This is a genomic window from Paraburkholderia lycopersici, from assembly GCF_900096975.1.
In the GTDB taxonomy this organism is placed as follows: domain Bacteria; phylum Pseudomonadota; class Gammaproteobacteria; order Burkholderiales; family Burkholderiaceae; genus Paraburkholderia; species Paraburkholderia lycopersici.
In genome coordinates this window covers 79,947-101,504 of sequence record NZ_FMYQ01000017.1, presented here as the reverse complement: position 1 = coordinate 101,504, position 21,558 = coordinate 79,947, and the positions used below count along the sequence as shown (strand labels likewise).

The window sequence follows — 21,558 nt, the reverse complement described above, 5'->3', positions numbered from 1 at the left end:
TTCTCCTTGATGTGACGTTCCGGGACCTTCGAAGCAAGCGGCACCGGTAGGTGCGCTCATGAAGACGACGCATGGGGCGCACGGAAATCGACACGCGGCTGCGAAATGTCCTGCGTGCCTGGGGAAACTACCTGGAGAAGCCACGCATCAGCGAAAGCACGGCCCCGTTTCGCGCACTTCGACGCTCGCCCATTCGGCTGCGGGACAGCGCCGCGCAATGGCGAGCGCTTCGTCGCGCGTCGGGCAATCGAGCAGGAAAAAGCCGCCGATCATTTCCTTCGCTTCGGCGAACGGTCCATCGACGACAGTCGCGCGCCCTTCGCGAACCTGCACGCGCGCGCCGTTCGTGTCCGCGGTGAGCGCGTGCGCCTCGATCAACCGGCCTTGTCCGGCGAGTTCGTGGGCGAACTCGACCATGCGCGCGTAGAGCGCTTCACCCTGCGCCTGCGAACGCGTGTCGCGCTGGCCGCGCGGCTCGGCGATGAGCAACATGAACGGCATGAAACGCTCCTTCCAGTCGGCCTGCGATCCCGAAAGGCAAAAGTCTAGTCCAGAAAGACGCCGGCGCCGCGGCGGGCGGCAAATGGTCAAGCGTAGCGCGCGAGAAAGAGGTCGGCGGACGATTCGGCGAGCTGGCGCTGCTGCGCTGCGTCGAGCGGCGGCTGGCCCATCGCCACCTGCGGCCAGAACGCGAACGCCTTCACGAGGCCATGCAATTGCTGCGCCGCGAACGCGGGGTCGGACGTTTTCAGGCGGCCGCCGGCGGCGGCCGTGCGCACCCAGACCGTGAGGTCCTCCTCACGTTCGCCGATGCGAGCCACCATGTCGCGCGCGCGTTCGGGCGAGTGGATGCCCGCCGCGATCGCCACCCGCGCGAGCTTGAGAAACGCCTCGTCGTTCAGGAGACGAAGCTTGCGCAGCAGCAACTCGACGAGTTGCGGCCGCAGAGGCTCGCCTGCGCGGTAGGCGGGCGCGTCGCCGGTCGCGCTGGCATCCCAAAGCTGGCAGAGGATCGCGGCGAACAACGCCTCCTTGCTCGGGAAGTGGTTATAGACCGTGCGCTTCGAGACGTTCGCGCGCGCGGCGATACGGTCCATGCTCGTGGCGTCGTAGCCGGAAGCGAGAAATTCGTCGATGGCCGCCGCGACGACGGCGGCGCGCTTGCGGTCGGTCAGACGTTGGGGGGCGGCGGGAGCGGAATCCATTTGCAAATTTTACACCAGCCAGTTTACTTTTCGCCCGGATAAACTACACTACTCAGTCTACTTTCCAGATCCTGGGGTGCCCGCCGCCATGACCTCGCCTTTTGCATCGCTGAGCCGTACCCTGGGCCTGAGCGCCGCCCAGCGCGGACGCGAGCTTTCGCCCACCTCGCCGCAGCACGACGGCGAGCGCTTTCGCAACGTGCGCCCGCGCCCGGCCGAAGGGCTCGGCAAGACATTGAAGATCATGTGGAACATGATCTTCAATAAGCCGGGCGGCACCATGCCCGCCGGCGCACTGCCGGTTCAACCGCTCACGCGCGCGCAGCTCGAAGCCGCGCCCGACCGCAGCGCCTACCGGCTCGGCCATTCCACGCTGCTTTTCAAGCTGCGCGGCCAGTTCTGGCTGACCGATCCCGTGTTTGCGGAGCGCGCCTCGCCGTTTCGGCGTCTCGGGCCCAGGCGCTTTCACGCGCCGCCCATTGCGCTCGCCGACCTGCCGCCGCTACGCGGCGTGATCCTCTCGCACGACCACTACGATCACCTCGACCGCGAAACCGTGCTCGCGCTCGCCGCCACGACGGGCGTGTTCCTCACGCCGCTCGGCGTAGGCGACCGGCTGATCGAATGGGGCGTCGACGGCGCGAAAGTGCGCCAGTTCGACTGGTGGCAAGGCGCGAACGTCGATGGCATCGAGTTCACGACCACGCCCGCGCAGCACTTCTCGGGACGCAGCCTTTTCGACGGCAACAGCACGCTGTGGGCCTCGTGGGTGATCGCGGACGCCGGCTTGCGCGTGTTCTTCAGCGGCGACACCGGTTATTTCGACGGCTTTCGCACAATCGGCGAGCAGTTTGGCCCCTTCGATGCGACGTTCATCGAAACCGGCGCCTACGACCCGCAGTGGCCCTACGTCCACATGCAGCCCGAGGAAACCGTGCAGGCGCACCTCGATTTGCGCGGCAACTGGCTCGTGCCGATCCATAACGGCACGTTCGACCTCGCGATGCACCGCTGGCAGGATCCGTTCGAGCGCGTAACGGGCATCGCGCTCGCGCGCGGCGTAACGCTCTCCACGCCGCGCATGGGCGAGCGGCTCGATCTCGCCGAGCCGCATCGCGGCGAACGCTGGTGGCGCGAGGTCGCCGAAAACGCAGAGACCATTCGGGCGCCGCGCGCGGCCCGCCGCTGGTTTGCCTGCCGCGATGCCGGGCAAGCGCGCCCGTAGCACGCAATCGCCCGCCGCTTCCCATCCCCCCGCCCGCGCGTGATCCATTCGCGCGCGGGCGGGCACGCCGCCTGCTGGCTCCCGGTTTCGCTCCCCGCCCCAGGCAAAGATTTTCCTGAGCTTTCCTGAGCTTTTGCATCAGCTGCGTATCCGGGCTTGTCGTTCCTTATCGCCGTTGACTCTCAACGGGATTTCCCCAGGCTGACATGCCTCCGTTTCTGACATTAAATAAATCAAGTTGATTTATTTAGTCGGCACCGCAGTTCATTACATTGCCGGCCGCCTCGTTCCGGAGGAGACGCGTGAGAAGTCCGCATGTCGGTCAGGGCAGCAATTCCGCCAACGTCCGCCGCTTCAACGAACGCCTGCTGCTGCAGGCGCTGCGGCGTGCGGGCGAGGCGTCGAAGGCGGACCTCGCGCGTCTTGCGAACCTCACGAGCACCGCGGTAGGCAGCATCATCACGTCGCTCACGGCCAACGGCCTGATCGAGGTGAGCGGCCGCCGCGACGGCCAGCGCGGCCAGCCCGCCTCGCTCTTGCGCCTCTCGCCGCGCGGCGCGTTCGCGATCGGCGTGCGGCTCGACCGGACCAACATCGAAACCGTGCTCGTGGACTTCGCGGGCCAGATGATCGCGCGCCGCTCGCACGACATGCTGTTGCCGCAGCCCTCGGTCGCGCGGGAAATCGTGCAGGGCGACATCGACGAACTGTCAGGCATGCTGACGATTGAAGAGCGCAGTCGTCTCGCGGGAATCGGCGTCGCGCAGCCGTACAACCTCGGCAGTTGGCTGCGCGAACTGGGCCTGCCCGCCGACACCTTCCGCGTGTGGAACGACGTGGATTTCGCGGGCGAGCTCGCGCGCGCCGCGTCGCTGCCCGTGTTCAGCGAGAACGACGGCAACGCGGCCGCCATCGCCGAAATCTTCTACGGCTGCGGGCGTCAGCGCGACGACTTCCTTTACCTCTTTCTCGGCCCGGCGATCGGCGGGGGCATCGCCATCGACGGCGACTGCGTGCGCGGCCTCACCGGCAACGCGGGCGATTTCGCGGTGATGCCCGTGCCGCCCAGCCGCCTGCCTTCCGCGCACCAGCCGCCCGGCCAGTGGGACATTCTGCTTTCGCGCGCATCGCTCATCGCGCTGCGCCGCCACTTGCAGTACTGCGGTGAGACGATCGACAGCCGCGCCGACCTCGAAGCGTGCATCGCGCGCGATCACCCCGCCGTGCAGGAATGGCTCGACGATTGTATCGACGCGCTCGCGCCCGCGCTGCGCGCCGCGATCTGCGTGCTCGACGTGCCGGCCGTGGTGCTCGACGCCGATGTGGACGCGGGCCTCATCGACACGCTCATGCAACGCCTGCGCGTCGCGGTGGCGGCTACCGCCCCCGAGGCGCGCGGCACGCCCGCGCTCGTGCGCGGCACGTTCGGCCCCGATGCGGGGGCGCTCGGCGCTGCCACGCTCCCCATGTTCTTCAACTTTTCCCCGCGCGCGGGCATCCTCATGGGCGCCGGCGCACACACTTACGCACAAGCGCAGGAGGAGAGCCATGCCGCCCTCTGAATCCACACGCCCGCTGCTGGAAATGCGGGGCATCACCAAGACGTTTCCCGGCGTGCGCGCGCTCGACAACGTGCGCCTCACGGTCTACCCCGGCGAGGTCCACTCGTTGATGGGCGAAAACGGCGCAGGCAAGTCCACATTGATGAAGATCCTCTCGGGCGCGTACCAGGCCGATCCCGGCGGCGAGATTCTCATCGAGGGCAAGCCGGTCGTGATCGACGGGCCGCACGCGTCGCGCGAACTGGGCGTGGCCGTGATCTATCAGGAGCTGAGCCTCGCGCCCAATCTCTCCGTTGCGGAAAACATTTACGCGGGACGGGAGCTGCGCACGGGCGGCCGCCGCTTCGGCACAGTCGACCGCCGCGCCATGGAGCGCGGCTGCGAGGAAGTGCTCACGCGCCTCGGCGCGAGCTTCGGACCCGCCACGCTGGTCGGCTCGCTTTCCATTGCGGAGCGCCAGCTCGTGGAAATCGCGCGCGCCGTGCATGGCGATGCGCGCATCATCGTGATGGACGAGCCCACCACGCCGCTCTCATCGCGCGAAACGGAGCGCCTCTTCAAGCTCATCAACCAGCTACGCGACGAAGGGCTCGCGATCATCTACATCAGCCACCGCATGGCAGAGGTCTATGAACTCTCGGACCGCGTTTCGGTATTGCGCGACGGCAGCTACGTAGGCACGCTCGTGCGCGAGGCGCTCAACGCGGAAAGCCTCGTGAGCATGATGGTGGGCCGCGATATTTCGGGCTTCTACAAAAAAGCGCACGCGCCTTACGATCCGGGCAAGGCCGTGCTCACCGTGCGCGACGTCGCCGACGACAAGCGCGTGCGCGGCTGCAGCCTCGACCTGCATGCGGGCGAAGTACTCGGCATTGCGGGACTCGTCGGCGCGGGCCGCACCGAACTCGCGCGCCTCATCTTCGGTGCGGAGCCGCGCGTGCGCGGCGAAATCGCCATCGACGGCAAGACGCTCGACGTCCACACGCCGCGCGACGCGATCAACGCGGGCCTCGTCTATCTGACCGAGGACCGCAAGCATCAGGGCCTCTTTCTCGACATGAGCGTGCGCGACAACATCAACATTGCCGTGGCCGGGCGCGATGCGCGCTTCGGCGTGCTCGACCTCGCGCGCGGCGGCGAGCGCGCGAAGGAAGCCATCCGCGCGCTATCCATTCGCGTTCCCAGCGCGCGCGTGAACGTCGGTGCGCTCTCGGGCGGCAACCAGCAGAAAGTGCTGCTCTCGCGCCTGCTGGAAACGCACCCGCGCGTGCTGATTCTCGACGAGCCCACGCGCGGCGTCGATATCGGCGCGAAGTCGGAGATTTATCGCATCGTCAACGACCTCGCCAGAACCGGCGTCGGCATCATCGTGATCTCGAGCGAACTGCCCGAGATCATCGGCGTGGCCGACCGCGTGCTCGTCATGCGCGAAGGTCGCTTCGCTGGCGAACTGGGCGGCTACACCGGCAAGCCGATTTCCCAGCAGGCCATCATCGAACTCGCCACCGGCTCGCGGCAAGCGCTCGACGAAGCCGCCTGACCCCTACCGCACACGCGCCAAACGTCCATCAGGAGTCCGATATGAAAAGCATTCTTCCCCGGCACGGCGTCGCGGCCTCGCCTGTGCAGACCGGGCAACCGGCGCAACCGGCGCGCAGCGTCGCCATCGACGGCCACCGCCAGCGCATGAAGGCGCTCATCCGCACCGCAGGCATGCTGCCGGTGCTGGTGCTGCTGTGCATTGGCTTCGGCCTGCTCAACGACGGCTTTTTCACGCTGGAGAACCTCTCCATCGTCACGCAGCAGGCGTCGATCAACATCGTGCTCGCCGCCGGCATGACCTTCGTGATCCTCACGGGCGGCATCGACCTCTCGGTGGGGTCGGTACTGGCCGCGGCGGCCATGGCCGCCATGCTCGGCTCGAACATCGCGGGCTGGGGCTGGATCGGCGTGCCCGCGGCGCTCGCGGTCGGGCTCGCCTTCGGCCTCGTCAACGGCGCGCTCATCGCGCTGCTGCGCCTGCCGCCGTTCATCGTCACGCTCGGCTCGCTCACGGCCGTGCGCGGCATTGCGCGCCTCATGGGCCACGACACGACGATCTTCAACCCGCAACTGCCATTCGCGTTCATCGGCAACGGCACGGTGCTCGGCGTGCCCTGGCTCGTCATCATCGCGCTCGTGGTGGTGGCCGCTTCCTGGTTCGTACTGCGCCGCACGGTGCTGGGCCTGCGCATCTACTCGGTGGGCGGCAACCCGGAAGCCGCGCGCCTCTCGGGCATCAAGGTGTGGGGCATCGAGATGTTCGTCTATGCCGTGTCCGGGCTGCTCGCGGGTCTCGGCGCCGTCATGTCGGCTGCCCGCCTCTACGCGGCCAACGGCCTGCAACTGGGGCAGTCGTACGAGCTCGACGCGATCGCCGCGGTCATTCTGGGCGGCACGAGCTTCGTGGGCGGCGTGGGCTCGATCGTCGGCACGCTGATCGGCGCGCTCATCATCGCGGTACTCACCAACGGCCTCGTGCTGCTCGGCGTCTCGGACATCTGGCAGTACATCATCAAGGGCCTCGTGATCGTGGGCGCCGTGGCGCTCGACCGCTACCGCCAGCGCGGCTCGGCCCGCACCTGACCCCGCAACCCGCAACGAATGTGGCAACCAGCGCGGGAGCAGGCGGTCCTCCTGCTCCCGCCGGGAAAGCATCCAGACAGGACCCCTCAGGAGACAACCTCATGTTCAGGAAGAAAGCCGTTCTCGCCGCTGCCGCCCTCTCGCTCGGTTTCGCGCTGCAAGGCGCGCATGCCGCCGACAAGCAGCTCAAGTCGATCGGCATCACCGTGGGTTCGCTTGGCAATCCTTACTTCGTGACGATCGTGCAGGGCGCGCAAGCGCAAGCGAAGCAGATCAACCCCAACGCCAAGGTCACGGCCGTTTCCGCCGACTACGACCTGAACAAGCAGTTCACGCAGATCGACAACTTCATTTCGGCCCACGTTGACATGATCCTGCTGAACGCCACCGATCCGAAGGCGATCGAGCCGGCGGTGAAAAAGGCACAGGCGGCCGGCATCGTGGTGATGGCCGTGGACGTGAGCGCCGCGGGCGCCAACGCCACCGTGCAGACCGATAACGTGAAAGCCGGCGCGATTTCGTGCGAGTACCTTGCGAAGAAGCTCAACGGCAAGGGCAACGTCATCATCCAGAACGGGCCGCAGGTCTCAGCAGTGATCGACCGAGTGAACGGCTGCAAGCAGGTGCTCGCGAAGTCGCCGGGCATCAAGATCCTCTCCGACGACCAGGACGGCAAGGGCTCGCGCGAAGGCGGCATGAACGCGATGCAGGGCTATCTCACGCGTTTCCCGAAGCTCGACGGCCTTTTTGCCATCAACGATCCGCAGGCTATCGGCAGCGACCTCGCCGCGAAGCAACTGCATCGCAGCAACATCGTAATCACATCGGTGGACGGCGCGCCCGATATCGAAACGGCGCTCAAGACCGACACGCTCGTGCAGGCTTCGGCAAGCCAGGACCCGTGGAAGATGGCGCAGACCGCCGTGCAGGTGGGCTACGAGATCATGAACGGCAAGAAGCCCGCGAATGCGATGATCGAAATGACGCCGCAGCTCGTCACGCGCGACAACGTGAGCAGCTACAAGGGCTGGTCGTCGCCGCACTGAGCTTGGGCATCCTGACGAACCGCCGCGCTTGCCGGCCTTATGCGAGCACCGCTTCCTTCGTCACCACGCGGCGCGGAATGATCTTCAGGTCGTAGAACGTGTCCGCGATCTGCTGCTGCGCGATGACCGCGGCGTCGACAGGCCGGTATTCGTGCGCGTAATGCGTGAGGCCGGTCTGGATCGTCGCCGCGTCGAGCCCCTGGATCGGCGCAAGCTTCGCGGCGGCGGCGGCCGTGTTCGCGCGCACCCACTGCCCTGTCTTGCCGAGTTCGTCCATCGCGATCGCCAGCGCGTCCTTGCGCTTTTGCGCGAATTCGCGCTGGCTCAGGAAAAACTGATGATGGCTCGCCACGCCGCTCGCGTCGGCTAGCAGACGTGCGCCGTCTTGCGATTCGACGGCAGCGAGGAACGGGTCCCAGATCGCCCAGGCGTCGAGCGCGCCGCTTTGCAGCGCCGCGCGCGCATCGGCGGGCGCGAGATACACGGGCTGCACGTCGCCGATGGAGAGCCCGTGCTTCTGCAGCAGCGCGACGAGAAACCAGTGCACGTCCGAACCGCGATTCAGGCCGATTTTCTTGCCCTTGAGGCCCGCCACGTCGCGTATCGGCGAGTTCTTCGCCACCACCACGCCTTCGGCATGCGGCGTGGGCAATTCATACGCCGTATAGACGAAGTCGGCGCCGGCCGCCTGCGCGAACACCGGCGGCGCCTCGCCCACATAGCCGAAATCGATTGCGCCCACGTTCAGCCCCTCGAGCAATTGCGGGCCGGCCGGGAATTCGGTCCACGTCACCTTGATGCCGAGCGGCGCGAGGCGCGTTTCGAGCGTGCCGTTCGCCTTGAGCAGCACGAGCGTGCTCGCGGCCTTCTGGTAGCCGATGCGGAACTGGTCGGGCTGAAAGTTCGCAAACGCGGTGGCGGGCAAAGCCGCGCTGGCAAGCGTCGCGCCCAGTGTGGCAAGGAAGTTTCGGCGGGAATAGTGCGTGGCGCGGGTCATCGTCGGGTGGTCCGTTCTGGCGTTGGGCGCGCGCCCACACGGCGCGGCCATCGAGCCACCGATGCTACCGGCGCGCACGCGTTCGCAGAACCGATGTTTCGCGCTAAGCAAATCACGCAGGCGGGAATGCCCTTGCGCGCGTCTTCAGGCGTTCAGTGCGCGCCCGCCGTCCTTGGCGTGCTGGATGGCCCGCGCGCCGTTCGCGCGATACCAGCGCATGAAGGCTTCGGACGGCATGGGCTTCGCATAGACGAAGCCCTGTATGTACGTCACGCCGCGCACGCACAGGTAGTCGAGGTGCGCCTGCGTTTCGACGCCTTCGGCCACGAGTTCCGCTCCGAGGCTATGCGCGAGATCGATGATGCAGTCGAGCACGACGGCACGATGGTCTTCGGGGTCGATCGTGAGCACGAAGCCGCGATCGATCTTCAGGATGTCGAACGGAAATTTTTCCAGATATGAGAGCGCGCAATAGCCCGTGCCGAAGTCGTCGATGGCGATTTCCACGCCCTCGCGCCGCAGCGCCTCCAGATTGCTGCGCGCCTGCCCGGTGTTACGCACGAGCGTACGCTCGGTGACCTCGAGGACGACCTGTATGCCGCGCGGCACCACGACGGCGCACAGCGCGCGCACGTCGCCTACGAGCTGTACTCCGGAAAGGTGCTCGGGCGCGAAGTTGATGCCGAGATGAAAGCCCGGTTCGACGTCCCACGTGGCGACGTCGCGTGCGATGAGCTTCAGGAGATGCTGCGTGAGCGGCACGATCACGTGCTCTTCCTCGGCGGCCTGAATGAATTCGTCGGGGCGCATCGCGCCTGCGCCTGGCGGCACCCAGCGCAGCAACGCCTCCACGCCGTCGCACCGGCCGCTCGCCACGCCGTAGAGCGGCTGGTATTCGACGTGGAATTCGTCGGCGCGTATGGCCCGCAGCAGTTGATCGCGGCGCGACTGCCCGCTTCGCTGCAGACGGCGCACGAGCCAGACGAGCAGCGCGGAAAGCGCGGCCGCCCACGGCATGTAGCGCAACAGCAGCCCGGCCCCGGTTTCGCGAATGCGTTCGGGCCGCCCATACATCTTCAGCTCGATCGTGGCGCCCGACACGCGCTTTCGCACATCGGCCAGCAGCGGCGCATCCCTTACGGCGGCTTGGGCCTCGCGCAGCACGACGCCCCCGCCAACGCTCAGCTCGGCCTCGCGGAACATCGTGAGCGGCGCGGCGCCGTGCAGCAGGTCGAGCAGATACTGTGCGTCCACCACGGCCACGGCCGCGCGCCCCGCCCCGCCCGTTATGCCGACCAGCAGCGAGGGGCGATTGTGCACCATCGGCGTGTTGTTCACGAACCTCAGCCACTCGTCGCCCGGCACCCGGGCGTGACCGTCGAGCAGGCCGCGGGCGGGAATCGGCTGCTGCACGAGCGCCGAAGAGCAGTCGACGCGGTCCTCATCGAGAATGTTGAGCGTGCGCACGTAGGGCACGTTGGCGGCCTCGAGCGTGAGACCGGCCGATAGCTGCTCGCACGGCTCGCCCACGCGCGAGACGAACGTGCGGGCCGCGCCCTGCGCGGCTTCGACGATCGAAACGACCTGCCCGACGATGACCGCCGAAGCGAGGGCCGCCTCGCGCCGCGAGATGCGCTCGGCCTCGTACCGCCCCAGCGCCACGCACAGCAGGAGCGGAACCAGCGCCACGACCAGCAGCGCGAGCAGGCGCGCGACTCGCGAGCGGGTCGCGCCAGTGTTGGGCGAGACTTCGGGCAAGGCGTTCTCCGCACCAGGTCCGCCAGGGACGGCGACGACGGGATGACGCCAACATACACCAAGGCGCCCGTCGCGGGCTTGCGCGCTGCCGCGTGCGCATCAACGTCAGCTAACGTGGCGGCGCCTCACGCGCATTCGATGCGGTTGCGGCCGCCTTTTTTTGCGCGGTAGAGCGCGAAATCGCTGCGCGTCAGCGCGGCTTCGGCGCTCGGATCGGCAGCGCTCATGAGCGTGATGCCGATGCTGACGGTGAGCACGACCGCGCCGCCCTCCACGCCAAGCGGCTCCGCGGCAAAGCGCTCCTGAATGCGCCGCGCGGCGCTTTGCGCGCCTTCGAGGTCGGCGGCCGCGAGCAGAATCGCAAACTCCTCGCCGCCGATGCGGCCCGCCAGGTCGCCCGTGCGCAACTGCGTGCGCAGGATCTCGGCGAAATGGCGCAACACCTCGTCGCCGATCGCATGCCCCCAGCGGTCGTTGATCGACTTGAAGTGATCGAGGTCGCACATCATCACCGCCGCGCCGGAGCCGCCGCGCCGCGCCTGGGTAAGCTGCGCCTCGATGCGCGCCATGAAGTGACGGCGGTTGGGCAGGCGCGTGAGGCTGTCGGTGCTCGCGAATTCCTGCAGTTCGGCCTCGATGCGCTTGCGCTCGGTCGCGTCCGTGATGAAACCGTGCCAGACCGTTGCGCCGTCCGCGAGGCGCTGCGGCCGCGCATCGCCCTGGCGCCAGCGCAAGCCCTGCTGCGGCAGTTGCACGCGAAACTCCAGGTGCCACGGCGTGAGACTCGCCGCGGATGTCTCGAACGAGGCGCGCCACGCGTCGAGATCGTCGGGATGGATCAGCGCGTCGACGCACGCCGTGTCGTGCGCGACCTGCTCCGGCGCCAGTTCGTAGATTTCCGCAATGCCCGCGCTCGCATAGGAGAAAAGCGCGCGCCCGTCGGGCAGTTGGCGGCGCTGGAACACGAGGCCCGGCACTTCGTTGGTGAGGTTCGTGATGAGCGCCGCGCTCTCGCGCAAACGCTCGGCCATCTCGCGCATCGAGGTGATGTCCGTTGTCGTGCCGATCATGCGCAGCGCGCGCCCGTGCGCGTCGCGGCTCATGACCTTGCCGCGGCTGCAGATCCACCTGTAACGGCCGTCCTTGCAGCGAATGCGATGCTCCACCTCGTAGCTGGGCGTGCGGCCTTCGAAATGCGCCTGCATGGCGGCCTTCACGTATTCGCGGTCGTCGGGATGCAGGCGCAGATAGCTGTCCTCGATGCGGTTCGTCAGCTCATGCTCCGCGTAGCCGAGCATCGCCTTCCAGCCCGCCGAATAGCGGATCTCGCCCGTCACCACGTCGCGGTCCCAGATGCCCGTGCCGCTGCCCGCAATCGCGTGCGCGAGCAGGCGCTCGCGCTCCCGCAGGGCTTCGAGTTCGGCGCGCAGCGCGGGCTCGTCTTCGGCAGGCGCGGGGACGCCGCACGCCGCAGGGCGCGCGGCCAGCGCCGCGGCCACGCGCGCAAAGTCAGCGAGGCTTGCGCGAGCGGCGGCATCGAGTTCGCGCGGCGAAGGGTCGATCAGGCAAAGGCCGCCTACATGCTCGCCCTGCGCGCCGCGCATCGGCCACGCGGCGACGAAACGAAACGGCAGCGCATGCGCGTGCGAGAGCACGGAGCGCCAGGCCGGATGTTCGGTGATGTCCTGCACGACGAGCGGCTCGCGTGCGTCGTTCGCGGCCGGAGCGCGGGCGAGCATTCGCAGGGCTTCGTAGAGCGCTTCGTCCACGCCCGCGCCGGCCAGGCAGCCGGCGGGCGCGTCGCCGGGGACGAGGCACGCCGCCGCCACGCCGAAATGCGCCGCAACGAGGCGCAACAGGCCGTCGAGCAGCGGGTCCGCCGACCAGGGCTTGCCGCAATGATCGATGTCCGCGGTTCCTGCTCCGTGCGCAACCGCGTGCAGACGCGAGCGCGACGGCCCGCCCTCTTCGACGCGGCTCCCCGCTTGCGCATGCGCGTCTTCGCTGGAGGGCGGAACGGCCTCAGGCGTCGGCGAGGGAACGGTCATGGCGCACGCTCGAACGGAAATGTCGAGCGCCTAGTATATAGCGCGCTAATTGCGCCGCGGGGCGCGCGGCAGGCTTCAGGTATCGCCGCGTCTGCGAAACACCCACCAGCCCAGCAGCGCCGTGAAAGTGGCGACCAGCACTACCATGAGCCAGAAGCCGTGGCGATTCTCCGCCAGGGGAATGCCCCCTACGTTCATGCCGAAAAAACCCGCGACGATATTGATAGGCAGCGCGAGCACGGTGACGAGCGTGAGCGTGAAGAGCGTGCGGTTGTTCTGCTCTTCGAGCCGCGCCGCAATCTCTTCCTGCAGGAGCTTGATGCGCTCGACGAGCCCGGCCATGTCGCCGAGCACGAGCGAAAATTCCTCGGTCGCTTCGCGCAGATCCTGCACGTCGGGCGACTGGAGCCAGCGTGGCGGCCGCGCGAGCAATCGGAAGATCGAGCCGGGCTCCGGCGCGAGCATTCGTTGCAGACGCACCAGAATGCGCCGCATGGCCGCGAGTTCGTGGCGGCTCGCGGAGCGCCGCGAGGCGAGAAACTGGTCCTCGGCGCGATCGACGTCCACGCTCGTGCGGCGCACGATCTCCACCATCAGGTCGGCCTGGTCGCGCATCAGGTGAATGAGCAGTTCGGCCGGCGAGCGGAACGTCTCGCCGTTGCGCACGTAGCCGCGCAGGCGGTCGATCGAGCGCAGCGGCTTCAGACGCGCGGTCACGAGAATGCGCTCGTGCGTGTACGACCAGAGCGTGGCGATCTGCGAGGGCGTGAGCTCGAAATCGAACATCACGTCGTTGACCACCGCGAAGAGCGCGCCGTCCATGTGCTCGATGCGCGTGGAGTGCGAACCTTCCACGAGCATCTCGAAGAAGGCGCCGGGCAGATCGAGATGCGCGTGCATCCACGGTTGGGCCGCGGCGTGGGCGAGATTGAAGTGCAGCCAGTAGAACGTGTCGTCGCCCGCGGCCGGCGGCTCGCCGCTCGCGCGGGTGCGCTGCAGCGCGTCGAGGAAGTCGTCGCACGTGACGGGCTGCCCGGGCTGGCCGGGCGTGAAGCGAAAGCCGCAAACCAGGCCCGACAGGTCGGCGCCATACGTTGCGATGGACGAAGCGAAATCCATGGTCGTCATGGCCGGTTGATCGGCGCACAGCATGCCATATGGGCGCTTTTACAGGCAAGCGCGCGAATCGCGGTGGCGACATGCGGGCGTCATTTTGGCGTGCTAGCCGCTCGCCAGGCCGAGCTGCGCGCGGCCGAGCGGCGTGAGATCGGCCACCCCGGCGCGACCCGCGAAATCGACTTCGAAATGATCGCCGGGGAAGTCGGGCGGACTGCGGCCTTCGAGAAAACTCGGCAGTTGCCGCTGCAAATAGGCGTCGTTCTTCGCGCAGCCCGGCGCGGCCGCGATATACATCACGTTGCTGTAGCCGCTGCCCCGATGCTCGTCTTCCACCGCGTGGATCACGTCGCTGTGCCAGAACACGGCGTCGCCGGCCTGCATCTGCGGGATCGAGGTCAGCGCCTCGAAGAGCGGCGCGTGCCATTCGGGGCGGATCGACAGCGCGCGACCCGGCATCGCGCCGCACAGGTCGTCTTCGGCCACGTCGTCCTGCAGCGCGCGCAAGAGCAGGTACGCCATGGCGTTGGCGATGGGCACGAGCTGCAGCGTGCCGTCGCCGGGGCCCTGCGGCGTGAGCGCGGTCCAGCCCTGGAACGTGCGGAACATCGAGCAGACCGCGGGCGAGGGTATCTCGTTCACATCGGGCCGGTACGCGGCGTCAAAAGGGTCGTAGCGTCGCCAGTCGCCGGAAAATACGTGGCGATAGACCCGCCGGAAGTTCCCGTCGATCCAGCGCTCGACGGAGCCGCCGTCGCAATGCGCGGAAAGGCCGAGGGAAGCCGAGCCGGGCGGGCGGCGGCGCAGACGGTCGGCATAGACGGGCACGACGTCGGGGTCGAAATGCACGCGCCCTTCGCTCTCGTGGCGCCAGAGGCGGTTGAGGAACACGCGCGCGGCGGTGAGTTCCGCGGACTCGCGCGCCTGCACCTGCGCGCGCGACCAGTAGATGCCGTAGATTTGCGGACGGCTGGATTCGAGCTGGCCGAAATAACGGTCTTCGGCGCGATGCGCGAGACGCGCGTCCAGGTCGTTGCGCCCCACGTAGTCCGCGATTTCGGCGTCCCAGCGCGCGGCCTGCGCCGGGTCGAACACGCGGCGAATCACGCAGGCGCCGCGCGCTTTCACGAGCGCGATCGCCTCTGCGCTCACGCGCTGCCCGGCGATGTCGGCGAACGCGATCTCCGGGATCACGGCCTCGCCCGCCTCGCGCTGACGCGCAATGCTGCGCGCCTGCTCGCCGATGGCCCGCGCGAGGTCCTCGAATACCTCGCGATAGCGAGGCAACTGCGCGCGCAGCGTGCGCTTGGCTTGGCGGATGGCGGCGGGAAGATCGTCGATCACAAGGGCGGCCATGTCTGTCTCCAGTTTTTCGGTTCAAAACACTGTCTATGACGTAATTTAGCAGCGCCTGGCGGACGCTTCCCGTCAGGCGCCGCCCAGCGCCGTGCGCACGAACGAAACAAACCGCGCGGTCACGGGGTTCTTTTGAGCACCGGACCACACGAGCCCTACGCGCCATTTCGCATGCTTGCCGTGCAGCGGCACGACGACCGCATCGCGCAGCAGATGACCCGCGCACGAGGGCACGAACGCCACGCCCACTCCGGCCGCGACGGAAGCCAGCACGGACTGCACGTCGTCGGCCTGCTGCGTCACGTTCGGCACGAGGCGACGCGCCTGGCACCAGTTGTCGATTTGCGCGGCGAGCCCCGGGCCGCGCATGCGCCGCAGCGCGATGAATCCGGTTTCGTTGAGCCTCGCGAAGTCCGCGGGCAGACGCACGCGCCCGAAGCCCGGCGGCAACGCCAGCGCCAGCTTTTCGTCGACCACGCCGAACGACGACAGACCGCTGCCCGCGGGGACGCGCATGAAGCCCGCGTCGAGCTTGCCGGCCTGAAGGCGGCGGGTCTGCTCGGCGGAAGGCAGATCGCTCAGCGAGACGGCGACGCCCGGATTCTGCTCGCGAAAGTCGGCGATGATGCGCGGCGCGATCGTCAGCACGGACAGGCAGATGCCGATGCGCAACTGCCCGCGCCGGCCGCTGCCGGCCTCGCGCGCACGTGCGAGCATTTCATCGGCGTCCTGAACGAGCGAGCGCGCGTCGGGCAGAAAGTCCTCGCCGAACCGGGTCAGTTCCGCGCCATGGCGACCGCGTTCGAACAGCTTCGCGCCGAGGCTCGACTCCAGCGCGCCGATCTGCTTGCTCAGCGCGGGCTGGCTCATGTGCAGGAGGTCGGCCGCGCGCCCGAAATGGCGCAACTCGACGACCGTCAAGAACGACTTCAGCAGCTTGAGTTCCATTCTGTTCAGTTATCGTATCGATCAAACGATTCATTTTACGGATCGAACGTTACGGTGTTCAATACGGGCATGCACCGTCGCACGACACCGGAAAGCTGCCATGCCCTCAAAGAAACCGGAACGCCGCGTAGGGATTCCCGCGCGGGCGGACACGCCTGAACTCGAACCGCAGACGTTTCGCGCCCGCGAGCCGCGTGCGCGCCGCCCGCGTTTTACAGGCGTTTCGCTGCAGGACCCGCCACGAACGGGACGCGGCTCGATTGCACTGAGCTTTGCCGTCGTCTATCGCGAGCGTGGGCCACGCTGAGCACGCTTGAAAGTCCGGCTGTTTGTCTTCATGCTTCGCAAGATGCAGCCGCGCACCCATGCCCCCGACGCCCAACGCGAGCACGCCGATTCCTCCCGCCGGATTCCGCCTTCCGTCTGGAAGGTGGCCGCCGTCGTCTCCATCGGCTCGTTCATGGCGCAGATGGACTCGACGCTCGTCGCCGTCTCCCTTTCGACGATCGGCCGCGCGCTCGACGCGCCGGTCGCGACGGCGCAATGGATCGTAAGCGGCTACCTGCTGGCCATGGCGTTGATGCTGCCGCTCAACGGCTGGCTCGTGGACCGCATCGGCGCGAAGCGGCTCTCTCTATCTGTTCGCCTTCTCGACTTTCACGCTCGCCTCCATGCTGTGCGCCGCGGTGCACGGCATGGGCGCACTGATCGGCGCACGCATCTTCCAGGGACTCGTCGCCGGCGTGCTCGCGCCCATGGCGCAGATGATGATCGGCCGCGTGGCGGGCAAGAATATCGAGCGCGTAATGGGCTACGCGACCCTGCCCATCCTGCTCGGCCCCATCCTCGGCCCCGTGCTCGCCGGCGCGGTGCTCGCGCGCGCGTCGTGGCCCTGGCTCTTTCTCGTCAACGTGCCGGTCGGCATGCTCGGCGTCGCATTGGCGGCCCGGCTGCCTCCAGCCGATCCCGGCCTGCCGCAGCGGCGCCGTTTCGATTTCATGGGTTTCGCGTTGATCTCGCCAGGGCTGGCCGCGCTCGTCTACGGACTCCAGAGCGCCCCCCGCCCGCCAGGCCCGGTATTTTTGCTCGCCGGCACCGCGCTGCTTGCGGCGTTCGTGCGGCACTCGCTACGCCACGCAGTTTCAGCGCTTATCGACGTGCGCATGTTTGCGGACCGGAAGTTCGCGGTCCCGGCCATCACCCAGTTTCTGGCCAACGGCATCCTGTACGCGCGACAGCTTGCCGTTCCGCTATTCCTCATCGCCGCCTGCGGGTTCTCCGCCGCGCGCGCGGGCTGGCTCCTCGCTTGCACGGGCGTGGGCATGATGGGCTCGTTCGCCTGCATCGGCTTCCTGACCGAGCGCCTCGGCTGCCGCGCGCTCGCTGCGGGCGGCGCGTTACTGGCCCTGCTCGCCACGATACCGTTCCTGTGGATGACGGGCCACGCGTTTTCCACCGGCCTTGCGCTGGTCAGCCTGTTCCTCGCCGGCGCGGGTCAGGGAACCATCAGCATTCCTTCGATTTCGGCCGCGTATGCGGCGATGCCGAAAGCGCGGCTTCCCGCGGCGAACACGGCATTGAACATCGCGCAAAGAACGGGCGGTCCGGTCGCGACCACGCTCGTCTCCATCGCTGTTCGCGGGTCGTGCCGGGTTCCTCTGGCGCACAGCCGCAGCAATTCCTGCCGGCTTTCGCAACGCTCTGCGGTCTCCATCTGCTGTGTTTCGCGGCAGCGATGCGGCTTCCGGCGCGAGTGCGCCGCGCCAGCGAGGGCTAAAACCGCGTGCAGCCCGCCGATTGCCTCGGCTCGCGTCACGAGCTTCGACGCTGACGCCGGAAGAACTGCCACATCATCGCCGTGGCGTCGGGCCCCCGCTCCGAATGAAACGGCTCGCGCGGGTCGCCGCCGCTCCAAGCATGCCCGAGCCCCCGAACGAGACAGAGCCTCACGACGAGCCGGCCCGACTTCACATAGTCGGTGTACGCCACCGCGTCGCGGCTATAGGTCCGGATTTCTCCGACGCGCAAGACACCTTGCGCATCAAGCAGCCGATTGACGCGCGCGAACTGAACGCCGAGTTGCAGGGCGTTGCGCTTCGCCACGACCGCATCGACCTCGCCCTGCACGATGACGGTCGGCATGCCGGGATGCGCCGGCACGTCGACGGCGGTTTCGATCAGGCTCACCGGATCTTCGCGGCTGCCGTGGCGCATGACGTTCATGGCCGTCATCGTGGACCTCGCGGCGCCGAAAACCGGTCCGGAGTGCAGGCCGAGCGCGGCGAAGCGCCACGGATAGCGCATGCCGAGCACGGCCGCGAGACCGGCGCCGGCCGAGATGCCCGCCAGGTAGACGCGCGCGCTGTCGAACCCGTGCGCGCGCACGATCGCATCGACGAGCGACACGATGGCCGGCGCCTCGGACTGTGCGTGATCGCCATGCCAGTGCCAGCACCGCTGCGCGTGCGCCGTCTTCGCCTGCTCGGGAAGCAGTACGGCAAAACCCGAGCGATCCGCGAGCCGGCAGATGCGCGTGCCGGCAGCGAACGACTCGGCCGTCTGCTTGCAGCCGTGCAGCATGACGACTAGCGGCATGCCCGTGCCGCTAGTCGCGCCGGCCGGCACATAGAGCGCATACGCGAGATGGTTGACGAGCCGCCCGGCGACCGGCGGCGCGGAATGATAGGAACGAATCCAGTTGCCCGCCGTGCTCGCGGGCGGCGCGCGCCCGGCGGTCTTCACCGCGGCGCGCTTCGCGGGTTTCGTCACCGATGCGGCGTTTACCGGCCCTGCCTTGCGCGAGCCGGCCTTTTTCTTCGGGCGCGCACCGCCCATCCGCTCGAGCAGTTCGAGGCCTTTGAACCAGACGCTGGTCTTTTTCCTGGGCATGAGCAATGGCGGCAAGGCGTTTTGTTCACGTCGCGCCAGGAGCCACGCGGCGGACAGCGTGAAGACAGCGTTCGAGGCGCTGCCAGCCCGATCATCATAGCGGCTCTCGCCTCGCGCTGGATTTTGCGTGAGCACGCAACCCTCATGCCGACGCTGAGCCATATGCGATATGGCCCTTCATTGTTGCAGCAGACATATCGCACGCGATTTAATCCTGTACGCTCGACATGGGAATTCGCCGCGGCCACCATTCAACGGATGCGATTACATCGCATCCAATATGAACTTCCTGCGCAGAGTTGCTAAAGGAGCGGCAGGTGTGTTTCCCTCTATCGCGATATAATCGCATGCGATACAGATGCCGCCTTGCAACCCGCCTCCCTGGCGCAACGAGGATTCGATGAAACCAACCGATCGACCTGCGGAGATGCCGCTCTCCGACTTCCTGTGCTTTGCGGTCTATTCGACGAACCTGGCGTTCGGCAAGGCCTACAAGCCAATGCTCGAAGCGCTTGGCCTCACCTATTCGCAATACATCGCGATCGTGGCGCTCCGGGAAGAGGATGCCCAGACCGTGAGCGGCCTTGGCGAGAAGCTGTTCCTCGAATCGAATACGCTCACGCCGATGCTCAAGAAACTCGAGGCAATGGGCTATGTCGAACGACGGCGCGACCCTGAAGACGAGCGCCAGGTGCGCGTGAGTCTCACGAAGAGCGGCCGGCGTCTGCGCGAAAAATGCCTGAAAATGGACCTCACCGACGCAACCGCGCTGGCGGCGAACGAATTCGCCAAGCTCCAGAAGCAGATCGTCTCGCTGCGCGAGAATCTCATCAAGCATGTTCAAGGCCGCTAGCGGCGTTTTCGACCCTCTGCCATTGCCGTGACCGACTCCACGCCCCACGCCTCGCCGCGCCCCACGCTGCCCGGACTCTTTCTGATCTTCAGCCGCATTGGCCTGACGAGCTTCGGCGGCGGGTTGAGCGGCTGGCTGCTGCGCGAATTCGTCCAGAATCGCAACTGGATCAGCGAAGAAGACTTTCTCAACGGGCTCGCCATCTCCCAGGCGCTGCCCGGCATCAACGTGAAGAACATGGCCATCTGGATCGGCCACCGCCTGCTGGGCTGGCGCGGCGCCGCCGTCGCGGTGGCGGGCATCGTGGTGCCGCCGGCGTTTCTGATCGTCGTGCTCGGCACCCTGATCGGCGCGCTGTTGTTCCATCCCCTTACGCAGGTGCTGATTGCCGGCGCCGCCGCCGCGGCCACGGGCTTGTCGCTGTCGATGGGTGTCGTCACCGCGAGGCGCGTCCGCCGGCAAGTGCTGCCGTTGCTGCTGATGGTGGCGACCTTTGTCGCGATCGGCATGCTCCGTCTGCCGCTCGTCTGGGTGGTCCTGGTCGGCGGCGGAGTCAGCGTGATCTACGAATACGTGGCGATCCGCCGGGGTAGGCGATGAACATGCGCCTGCTCGGTCAGCTCGCCGCCATCTTCGCGCCACTTTCGCTCGTGACGATCGGCGGCGGCCAGGCGATCATCGCCGAAATCCAGCGCCAGGTCGTCGAAGTGCACGCGTGGATGACGCATGCGCAATTCGCCGCCGACTTCGCGATCTCGCGCATGGCGCCGGGGCCCGGCTCGCTGCTCGTCACGCTGATCGGCTGGCAGGTTGCCGGATTCTGGGGCGCACTCGTCGCGACCGCCGCGCTGTTGCTGCCGACCGGCTTCCTGATCTATGGCGTCACGCATGTCTGGAGCCGCTATCAGGGCGCCGCGTGGCAGCTGGCGCTCGAGCGCGGCCTGCGCCCCATCGCGGCAGGCATGATGCTCGCGGCAGGCTGGGTGCTGCTCAAGTCGCTGAACGGCGGCCTCCCCGCCAAGGCAATTGCCGTCATCTCGCTGTGCGTGCTGCTCAGAACGCGCATCAGTCCGCTCGCGCTTCTGCTGGCGGGCGCGCTCGCGCTGTTCGGCGTCAGCTTCGTCGGTGCGGATCTGCCCCATTGGCTGCAGGTGCAGCTCGCTTGACCACGACGCGCGAAGAAGCGCAACGAAGCGCGAACGCGCGCCGCCGTTACAAACTCCACGGGAATAGCAACCCGCCTGCGGTGGTATACCCATTGCAGTCTCCATTGAATTGAATTGAATCGAATCGACCGGACCTCGACCGGTCGCCGAACCATGCTATTTACTCAGGAGTTCGAAATGAATATCCGCCACCCGCTTTTCCCCTCGCTTGCTGCTTCGCTGATCGTTCTCGGTTCCATCGGCGCCTTTACGACGGCATCCGCTCAGGGGCTCACGCGTGCCCAGGTGCGCGAGCAGTTGATCGAAGCGCAGGCCAACGGCTCGCAATACGTCACCGACAGCTCGTATCCCGACGTGAGCCCGGTTTTCGCACAGCAGGCCGCGCGCGCCAAGGCGCAGCAACAGCGGGACGGCATGGGCGCGCCCATGCAGGGCACGAGCGACGCCGGCGCGCCGCGCACGGCGTGTGTGGGACCGGTGAGCTTCTGCAACCTGTATTCCGGTAGCTGAAAGCGCGCTGCGCGCCCCGCCGAAGTCAATCGCCCCGCTCGCCACGAGCGGGGCTTTTCGCACGCTTTCCTGCGACGCTGCCCACCCCTCCCACGCGCGTTCGCAAGCACGCGACGATTTCCTCCGATGCGCCGTGGCGGCGCCGCGCCGCTTTTCGTGCGCTACAGGACAAACCCTGCCCCCCAATTGCCTCGCGGCGTGACTACACTATGTGCGTCGGCACCGATTGCTACCGGCGATCGTGTGCCGCCCGC

Annotated in this window: 19 protein-coding genes and 2 pseudogenes; 11 read left to right on the top strand and 10 right to left on the bottom strand. The window is 67.4% G+C overall.

The genetic code is table 11. The features are described from left to right. Positions 1-147: 147 nt before the first annotated feature. Both BLU17_RS18900 and BLU17_RS18895 read right to left on the bottom strand, forming a co-directional pair. A complete protein-coding gene (locus tag BLU17_RS18900) occupies positions 148-501 on the bottom strand; it encodes a YciI family protein (RefSeq protein ID WP_091999558.1) in 354 nt (117 codons plus the stop codon). Between the two features lie 86 nt (positions 502-587). Next, positions 588-1,205 carry a TetR/AcrR family transcriptional regulator gene (locus BLU17_RS18895; RefSeq protein ID WP_091999555.1) on the bottom strand — a complete coding sequence of 206 codons (618 nt, stop codon included), beginning with the start codon at positions 1,203-1,205 and terminating at the stop codon, positions 588-590. 88 nt (positions 1,206-1,293) lie between these two features. Between BLU17_RS18895 and BLU17_RS18890 the strand changes: the two genes are divergently transcribed. The 5 genes from BLU17_RS18890 (at position 1,294) to BLU17_RS18870 (ending at position 7,663) form a co-directional block, all read left to right on the top strand. Beyond that, a complete protein-coding gene (locus BLU17_RS18890) occupies positions 1,294-2,430 on the top strand; it encodes an MBL fold metallo-hydrolase (RefSeq protein WP_091999552.1) in 1,137 nt (378 codons plus the stop codon). Between the two features lie 302 nt (positions 2,431-2,732). Then, complete coding sequence (locus BLU17_RS18885) at positions 2,733-3,992, top strand: ROK family transcriptional regulator (protein ID WP_091999549.1); 1,260 nt, start codon at positions 2,733-2,735, stop codon at positions 3,990-3,992. Beyond that, positions 3,979-5,532: a sugar ABC transporter ATP-binding protein gene (locus BLU17_RS18880; RefSeq protein WP_091999546.1), complete on the top strand. Its 1,554-nt coding sequence runs from the start codon at positions 3,979-3,981 to the stop codon at positions 5,530-5,532. Before BLU17_RS18885 ends, BLU17_RS18880 begins: the two co-directional genes overlap by 14 nt. Positions 5,533-5,573: 41 nt before the next feature. After that, positions 5,574-6,617, top strand: coding sequence for an ABC transporter permease subunit (locus BLU17_RS18875; protein ID WP_091999543.1), 1,044 nt, complete (start codon positions 5,574-5,576; stop codon positions 6,615-6,617). Between the two features lie 101 nt (positions 6,618-6,718). Further along, a complete protein-coding gene (locus BLU17_RS18870) occupies positions 6,719-7,663 on the top strand; it encodes an ABC transporter substrate-binding protein (RefSeq protein ID WP_091999540.1) in 945 nt (314 codons plus the stop codon). Between the two features lie 37 nt (positions 7,664-7,700). Here the strand turns inward: BLU17_RS18870 and BLU17_RS18865 are convergent, their stop codons facing one another. From BLU17_RS18865 to BLU17_RS18840, 6 genes are all read right to left on the bottom strand, one after another. Next, positions 7,701-8,660, bottom strand: coding sequence for an aliphatic sulfonate ABC transporter substrate-binding protein (locus BLU17_RS18865; protein ID WP_091999701.1), 960 nt, complete (start codon positions 8,658-8,660; stop codon positions 7,701-7,703). Positions 8,661-8,804: 144 nt separating this feature from the next. Continuing rightward, the gene (locus BLU17_RS18860; RefSeq protein WP_091999537.1) at positions 8,805-10,418 is read right to left on the bottom strand and encodes an EAL domain-containing protein; all 1,614 of its coding nucleotides are present in this window, start codon (positions 10,416-10,418) and stop codon (positions 8,805-8,807) included. Between the two features lie 125 nt (positions 10,419-10,543). Next, positions 10,544-12,466, bottom strand: a complete 1,923-nt coding sequence (locus BLU17_RS18855; RefSeq protein ID WP_091999535.1) for a sensor domain-containing diguanylate cyclase — start codon at positions 12,464-12,466, stop codon at positions 10,544-10,546. A 75-nt stretch (positions 12,467-12,541) separates the two neighbouring features. Continuing rightward, complete coding sequence (locus BLU17_RS18850) at positions 12,542-13,618, bottom strand: transporter (RefSeq protein ID WP_425434106.1); 1,077 nt, start codon at positions 13,616-13,618, stop codon at positions 12,542-12,544. Between the two features lie 69 nt (positions 13,619-13,687). Next, a complete protein-coding gene (locus tag BLU17_RS18845; RefSeq protein ID WP_091999532.1) occupies positions 13,688-14,938 on the bottom strand; it encodes a DUF1479 domain-containing protein in 1,251 nt (416 codons plus the stop codon). A gap of 72 nt (positions 14,939-15,010) precedes the next feature. Then, a complete protein-coding gene (locus BLU17_RS18840; RefSeq protein WP_091999528.1) occupies positions 15,011-15,886 on the bottom strand; it encodes a LysR family transcriptional regulator in 876 nt (291 codons plus the stop codon). Between the two features lie 337 nt (positions 15,887-16,223). Here BLU17_RS18840 and BLU17_RS34410 point away from each other — a divergent pair. Together BLU17_RS34410 and BLU17_RS33850 are read left to right on the top strand one after the other, a co-directional pair. Then, positions 16,224-16,463: pseudogene (locus BLU17_RS34410) on the top strand (hypothetical protein); the annotation flags it as partial. A gap of 94 nt (positions 16,464-16,557) precedes the next feature. Next, a pseudogene (locus BLU17_RS33850) lies at positions 16,558-17,439 on the top strand (MFS transporter); the annotation flags it as partial. On the opposite strand, the gene BLU17_RS33845 reads toward BLU17_RS33850, so the two are convergent. Both BLU17_RS33845 and BLU17_RS18830 read right to left on the bottom strand, forming a co-directional pair. Continuing rightward, positions 17,382-17,600: a hypothetical protein gene (locus tag BLU17_RS33845; RefSeq protein ID WP_245746927.1), complete on the bottom strand. Its 219-nt coding sequence runs from the start codon at positions 17,598-17,600 to the stop codon at positions 17,382-17,384. The pseudogene BLU17_RS33850 and the gene BLU17_RS33845 sit on opposite strands and share 58 nt — an antisense overlap. 98 nt (positions 17,601-17,698) lie before the next feature. Beyond that, the gene (locus BLU17_RS18830; RefSeq protein WP_091999525.1) at positions 17,699-18,775 is read right to left on the bottom strand and encodes an extracellular catalytic domain type 1 short-chain-length polyhydroxyalkanoate depolymerase; all 1,077 of its coding nucleotides are present in this window, start codon (positions 18,773-18,775) and stop codon (positions 17,699-17,701) included. A gap of 400 nt (positions 18,776-19,175) precedes the next feature. Here BLU17_RS18830 and BLU17_RS18825 point away from each other — a divergent pair, with 400 nt between their 5' ends. The 4 genes from BLU17_RS18825 (at position 19,176) to BLU17_RS18810 (ending at position 21,304) form a co-directional block, all read left to right on the top strand. After that, positions 19,176-19,628: a MarR family winged helix-turn-helix transcriptional regulator gene (locus BLU17_RS18825; protein WP_091999522.1), complete on the top strand. Its 453-nt coding sequence runs from the start codon at positions 19,176-19,178 to the stop codon at positions 19,626-19,628. Positions 19,629-19,655: 27 nt separating this feature from the next. After that, a complete protein-coding gene (locus tag BLU17_RS18820) occupies positions 19,656-20,228 on the top strand; it encodes a chromate transporter (protein WP_091999519.1) in 573 nt (190 codons plus the stop codon). Next, entirely contained in the window at positions 20,225-20,794 is a 570-nt protein-coding gene (locus BLU17_RS18815; protein ID WP_425434105.1) for a chromate transporter, read from the top strand. The genes BLU17_RS18820 and BLU17_RS18815 overlap by 4 nt, the downstream gene beginning before the upstream one ends. A gap of 177 nt (positions 20,795-20,971) precedes the next feature. After that, positions 20,972-21,304, top strand: a complete 333-nt coding sequence (locus BLU17_RS18810) for a DUF4148 domain-containing protein (RefSeq protein WP_091999516.1) — start codon at positions 20,972-20,974, stop codon at positions 21,302-21,304. Positions 21,305-21,558: the final 254 nt, after the last annotated feature.

Coding starts and splice junctions, on each gene's coding strand:
- BLU17_RS18900 (WP_091999558.1), bottom strand. CDS start 501: ATGCCGTTCATGTTGCTCATCGCCGAGCCGCGCGGCCAGCGCGACACG.
- BLU17_RS18895 (WP_091999555.1), bottom strand. CDS start 1,205: ATGGATTCCGCTCCCGCCGCCCCCCAACGTCTGACCGACCGCAAGCGC.
- BLU17_RS18890 (WP_091999552.1), top strand. CDS start 1,294: ATGACCTCGCCTTTTGCATCGCTGAGCCGTACCCTGGGCCTGAGCGCC.
- BLU17_RS18880 (WP_091999546.1), top strand. CDS start 3,979: ATGCCGCCCTCTGAATCCACACGCCCGCTGCTGGAAATGCGGGGCATC.
- BLU17_RS18875 (WP_091999543.1), top strand. CDS start 5,574: ATGAAAAGCATTCTTCCCCGGCACGGCGTCGCGGCCTCGCCTGTGCAG.
- BLU17_RS18870 (WP_091999540.1), top strand. CDS start 6,719: ATGTTCAGGAAGAAAGCCGTTCTCGCCGCTGCCGCCCTCTCGCTCGGT.
- BLU17_RS18865 (WP_091999701.1), bottom strand. CDS start 8,660: ATGACCCGCGCCACGCACTATTCCCGCCGAAACTTCCTTGCCACACTG.
- BLU17_RS18855 (WP_091999535.1), bottom strand. CDS start 12,466: ATGACCGTTCCCTCGCCGACGCCTGAGGCCGTTCCGCCCTCCAGCGAA.
- BLU17_RS18850 (WP_425434106.1), bottom strand. CDS start 13,618: ATGCTGTGCGCCGATCAACCGGCCATGACGACCATGGATTTCGCTTCG.
- BLU17_RS18845 (WP_091999532.1), bottom strand. CDS start 14,938: ATGGCCGCCCTTGTGATCGACGATCTTCCCGCCGCCATCCGCCAAGCC.
- BLU17_RS18840 (WP_091999528.1), bottom strand. CDS start 15,886: ATGGAACTCAAGCTGCTGAAGTCGTTCTTGACGGTCGTCGAGTTGCGC.
- BLU17_RS33845 (WP_245746927.1), bottom strand. CDS start 17,600: ATGGAGACCGCAGAGCGTTGCGAAAGCCGGCAGGAATTGCTGCGGCTG.
- BLU17_RS18830 (WP_091999525.1), bottom strand. CDS start 18,775: ATGCCCAGGAAAAAGACCAGCGTCTGGTTCAAAGGCCTCGAACTGCTC.
- BLU17_RS18825 (WP_091999522.1), top strand. CDS start 19,176: ATGAAACCAACCGATCGACCTGCGGAGATGCCGCTCTCCGACTTCCTG.
- BLU17_RS18815 (WP_425434105.1), top strand. CDS start 20,225: ATGAACATGCGCCTGCTCGGTCAGCTCGCCGCCATCTTCGCGCCACTT.
- BLU17_RS18810 (WP_091999516.1), top strand. CDS start 20,972: ATGAATATCCGCCACCCGCTTTTCCCCTCGCTTGCTGCTTCGCTGATC.